Here is a 5027-nt window from a genome sequence, read left to right as displayed (position 1 = left end):
GCCCCAGCCCGCCTGCCGCCTCCTCGGTCACCTCCAGCGACAGATCGAAGTGGGCGCCGCCCGGCGGCAGCAGCCGGTCCGTCAGCCGCAGCTCCGGCGGGGCCCCGGCGTCGGGCCGCTCCGCCCGCGCCGCCGGTACGTGCGTGAACATCGTCCGGAACAGCGGATTGCCGCCCGCCTCCCGCTCCGGCCGCACCGCCCGCACCACCTGCTCGAACGGCAGCTCCTGGTGCGCGAACGCCTCCAGCACCACGGCCCGCACCCGCGCCAGATGGGCGGCGAAGTCCGCGTCCGGGTCGATCCGCACCCGCAGCGCCAGCGTGTTGACGAAGAACCCGACCAGCGGCGCGGTGTCCGGGTGCGACCGCCCCGACACCGGCGTCCCCACCGTCACGTCCCGGCTGCCCGCGTGCCGTGCCACATGGAGCGTGTACACCGCCAGCAGCGCCATGAACGCCGTACTGCCGGTGGAGCGGCGCAACTCCGTCAGCCACGCCACCGCCTCGGCCGGGACCCGCGCCTCGCGCCGGTCACCCGCTGGCCCCGGCCGCTCGGGGACCGGCCGGTCCGGCTCCGGCACCGTGCCCACCGCGCCCGCCAGCGCCCGCGTCCAGTACGCCCGCTCCGCGCCGCCCCGCTCCGCCAGCACCTCACGCTGCCAGCGCGCGTAGTCCGCGTAGTCGGCCGTCAGCTCCGGGAGCCCGGCCGCCGCGACCGTGCCACCCGACCGGTACAGCGCCCACAGCTCGCGCTCGAACACCTCCAGCGACCAGGCGTCCAGCGCCACATGGTGCGCCACGAACGCCAGCGTGTGCCGCCCCGGCCCGGTCCGCCACACCCGCACCCGCAGCAGCGGGCCCCGGGTCAGATCGAACGGCTCGGCCACCAGCGCGTCCAGCCGCTCCGCCACCTCGCCCGCCGGGCACTCCACGGCGGCCAGACCGCACCGCCAGGGCGGACCGATCCGCTGCACCACGGCACCGTCCGCGTCCGTGTCCACGGTGGTGCGCAGCGCCTCGAACCGGCCGATCAGCGCGTCCACCGCGGCCCCCAGCCGCGCCACGTCCAGCGGGCCTCCGACATCGCGCGCCCACGTCACGTGGTACGTCGCGCTGTCCGGCGCCAGCTGCCACAGGAACCACAGCCGCTCCTGCGCGTACGAGGCGGGCAGCGGCTCGCCCGGCGTCCGCGCGGCCCGCACGATCCGGCCGCCCGCAGCCCCCGCCTCCCCGGCGGATTCCTCCAGCCGCCGGGCCATCGCGGCCACCGTCGGCCGCTCGAACACCTCGTGCAGCCGCACCCGGACCCCGAACTCCGTACCCAGCCGCATCACCAGCCGGACTGCCAGCAGCGAGTGCCCGCCCAGCGCCACGAAGTCGTCCTCGATCCCCACCTCGGGCAGCCCCAGCACCTCGCACCACACGGCCGCCACCCGCCGCTGCGTCCGCGTCACCGGCGGACCACCGCGCAGCCGCGCCGCAGTCGGCGTACCCGCCGCGCGCCGCAGCGCCGCCCGGTCCACCTTGCCGCCGGGGGTCAGCGGCAGCGCCGGGACCGTCCGCAGCACCGCGGGGACCGCGGCGGCCGGGAGCCGGTCGGCCAGATACGCCGTCAGCTCCCCGCCACCGGCCTCCGCACCCGCCGTCGCCTCCCCGGCCGGCACCACATGCGCCACCAGTGTGGTCCGGGCGCCCGGCGCCCCGCCGTCCCGGTGCGCGGTGACCGCCGCGGCCGCCACCGCCGGATGGGAGCGCAGCAGCGCCTCGATCTCCGCCGGCTCCACCCGCTGGCCCGAGATCTTCAGCTGCCCGTCCACCCGGCCCACGAACTCCAGCAGCCCGCCCGCCGTGAACCGCACCAGATCACCCGTCCGGTACATCCGCGACCCCGGCGGACCCCACGGGTCGGGCACGAACGCGGCGGCCGTCAGCTCCGGCCGCCCCCGGTAGCCCCGGGCCGGCGCCGGACCGCCCAGACACAGCTCACCCGTGCCGCCCGGCGGCACCTCGCGCAGCGCCGCGTCCAGCACCCGCACCCGCACCCCGCCCAGCGGGCGGCCGATCACCGGCACCGGATGCTCCGTCACCCGCACCGCCGTCACATCCACCGTCGTCTCGGTCGGACCGTAGGTGTTGAGCACCACCGTCCCCGGACGCGCGGCCAGCGCCGCCCACAGATCCGGCGGACACGCCTCGCCGCCCAGCGTCACCAGCCGCGGCGGATGCGGCGCGTCCAGGAGCCCCGCCTCCACCAGCACCTGCGCCTGCGCCGTGGTGACCCCGACCACCCCGGCCGCCCGCCCGGCGTCCTGGGCCAGTGCCACCAGCCGCCGCGGGTCGCGGCCCTCGGCACCCGGCAGCACCAGCAGGGTGTGGCCGTCCAGCAGGGCCAGCACCTGCTCCAGGAAGAAGTCCGAGAGGAACGCGGAGGTCCCCAGCGCCACCCGCAGCCGCTCCCCGCCCGGCGCCACCGCCCGCAGCCGGGGCAGCAGCAGCGCGCAGGCGTAGTGGGCCAGCGACCCGTGCTCCACGGCCACCCCCTTGGGCGCGCCCGACGTGCCGGAGGTGTACATCACATACGCCAGATCCCCTCCGGCGACGGCCGTGTCCTCCGGCAGGCCGGACCCCGCCCCGCCGTCCTCCTCCGGCAGGCCGGACCCCGCCCCGCCGTCCCCCTCCGGCCCGTCCCACCGCAGCGTCGGAAAGCCCCCCGGAACCGGCCCGGCGCCGCGACCGGCGCCCTCGGTCACCAGCACCACCGGCCGGGCGTCCCGCGCCATCACCCGCAGCCGGCCCGGCGGCAGCTCCGGGTCCAGCGGCACGAACGCCGCACCCGCCCGCCAGACGGCCCACAGCGCCGTCACCGCGCCCCGCCCGGCGGGCAGACAGATCCCCACCAGGTCACCCCGGCCGACACCCGCCCGCCGCAGCCGCCGCGCCAGCCGCGCGCTGTCCGCCTCCAGTTCGGCGTACGTCACCCGCCGCGCGCCGTCCTCCAGCGCCACCGCCTCCGGGTCGCTCAGCGCCCGGGACCGCAGCAGCACGGGCACCGGCACCCGGGCCTCGTCCCGCTCCGCCCCCGTACCGCTCCAGGAGGCCAGCAACTCGCGCTCCGCCGCCCCCAGCAGCACCGCCTCCCCGTGCGGGGCGTCCGGATCGGCGGCCAGTGCCCGCAGCGCCCGCAGATGGTAGTCCCGCACGACCGTCACCTGATCGGCGGTCAGCCGCCGCGCGTCGTACTCCAGCTCCAGCCGCAGTGTGCCGGAACCGGCTTCCCGGCTGACCGTCACCCCCAGCACGAAGTCGGTGCGCCCCGTCCCCGCGACGTCCTGCTCCGCCGCCTCGCTGTGCGCGACCTCCTCGGCCAGCGCGCCGAACTGGTGGAAGTGGTTGTACGTGAACGTCGCGTCGAACAGGGGACCGGACCCCAGCTCGCGGCGCAGCGCCGCCATCGGATACCGCCGGTGCGGCAGCAGCGCGCGTTCGGCGGCGAATACGGCCCGCACCAGATCGGCCCAGCTGCCCGCCGGGAGACGCAGCCGCAGCGGCACCGTGTTCAGGAACAGGCCCCGGACCTCCTCGCCGTCGGGCTCCTCCAGCCGGCCGTTGGCCGTCAGCCCCACCAGCACGTCCGGGGTCCCGGTGGCCAGCCCCACCGCCCGCAGATGCGCCGCCAGGACCACCGACTTGAACGGCACCCCGCAGCGCCGCGCCACCGCGTCCAGCCGCGCCGACATCGCCGACGGCAGCGGCGTGCTCAGCACCCCGTGCCCGGCCGCCGCGTCGCGCTCATGGCTCTCGCCCACCACGTGCTCCCCGAGCGGCACCGGCGACAGCCCGGCCGTCCGGCGCGGCAACCGCGCCTCGGACCGGTCGGCCAGCAGCCGGTGCCAGAACTCCCGGTGCACGGGGGAGGCGAGCGCCGCTCGCTCGGCGGCCACGAAGTCGCGGTAGCGCGAACGCGGCGGTACCGGACGCGGGAGGCGGCCGACGCGCAGCTCCCGGTAGAGGGCGTGGATCTCGGTGAGGGTGGAGGCGAGACTCCACCCGTCCAGGACGGCGTGGTGCTCGGTGATGGTCCACTGGAACGCGGCGTCACCGAGGACGTGCACGGCCATCCGCCACAGCGGCGCCGACTCCAGCACGAACGGGCGCCGCCGCTCGCCCTCGATGTACGCCACCAGGGCGGCCCGCCGGTCCCCCTCGTCCAGCTCCCGCAGGTCGGTCACCGTGAGCGGTACCTCGGCCGCCCGGTGCACCAGCTGCACCGGTTCGCTGTACCCGGTGAGGTCGAACGAGGTCCGCAGCGCCGGGTGCCGGGCCACCGCCAGCGCGACGGCCTGCCGGAAGTCCGCCTCGTCGAACTCCCCGGGCAGCCGCAGCGTCTCGACGTTCAGATACGGCAGCCGGTCGGGGTCCGACTCCATCTCGTAGACCATGCCGACCTGGAGTTCGGCCATCGGGTAGGCGTCGTCGAGCCCGTCCGGCAGCCTGTCCCGGTCCTCCGGCGGGAGCAGCGTGAACGCACCGTCGTCCTCCCGCTCCTGCGGTACGGCGGTGGGCGCGGCCACCTCCGTCACCTCCGCCAGCCGCGCGACGGTCGGGCGCTCCAGCAGATCCGGCATCCCGAACCGCAACCCGGCCTCCCGGGCCCGGCCGAGCACGCGGATGGCGCGGATGGAGTCGCCGCCGAGGTCGAAGAACGAGTCGTGCCGGCCGATCCGTTCGGTGCCCAGCACCCCACGCCACACGGCGGCCAGCGCCGCCTCCCGCCCCGGCAGCGGCTCCGCGTACCCGACGGCCAGCTCCGGCCGGCCGGTGGGTGGCGCCGGGAGACCGCGGACATCGATCTTGCCCTGGGGGGTGAGGGGGAGACGGGTGAGGTGGACGAAGTGGTGCGGGATGGCGTACTCGGGCAGCCGGGCGGCGAGCCAGGCGCGGAGCGCGGTGGTGCCGGGGGCCTGCCCGGAGGCGGTGGTGAGGTAGGCGGTGAGGGTGTCGGGGCGGGTGAGGGTGAGGTGCGCCTGG

General features: G+C 77.1%; 1 protein-coding gene. It reads right to left on the bottom strand.

The genetic code is table 11. From position 1 onward, the window contains the following. Nucleotides 1-5027 (bottom strand): amino acid adenylation domain-containing protein (locus tag ACFV5N_RS24540; RefSeq protein WP_385603774.1); only part of this gene is annotated, 5027 nt, incomplete at both ends.

The organism is Streptomyces sp. NPDC059853, assembly GCF_042731495.1.
GTDB lineage: Bacteria > Actinomycetota > Actinomycetes > Streptomycetales > Streptomycetaceae > Streptomyces.
This window is presented reverse-complemented; position numbering and strand designations above follow the sequence as displayed.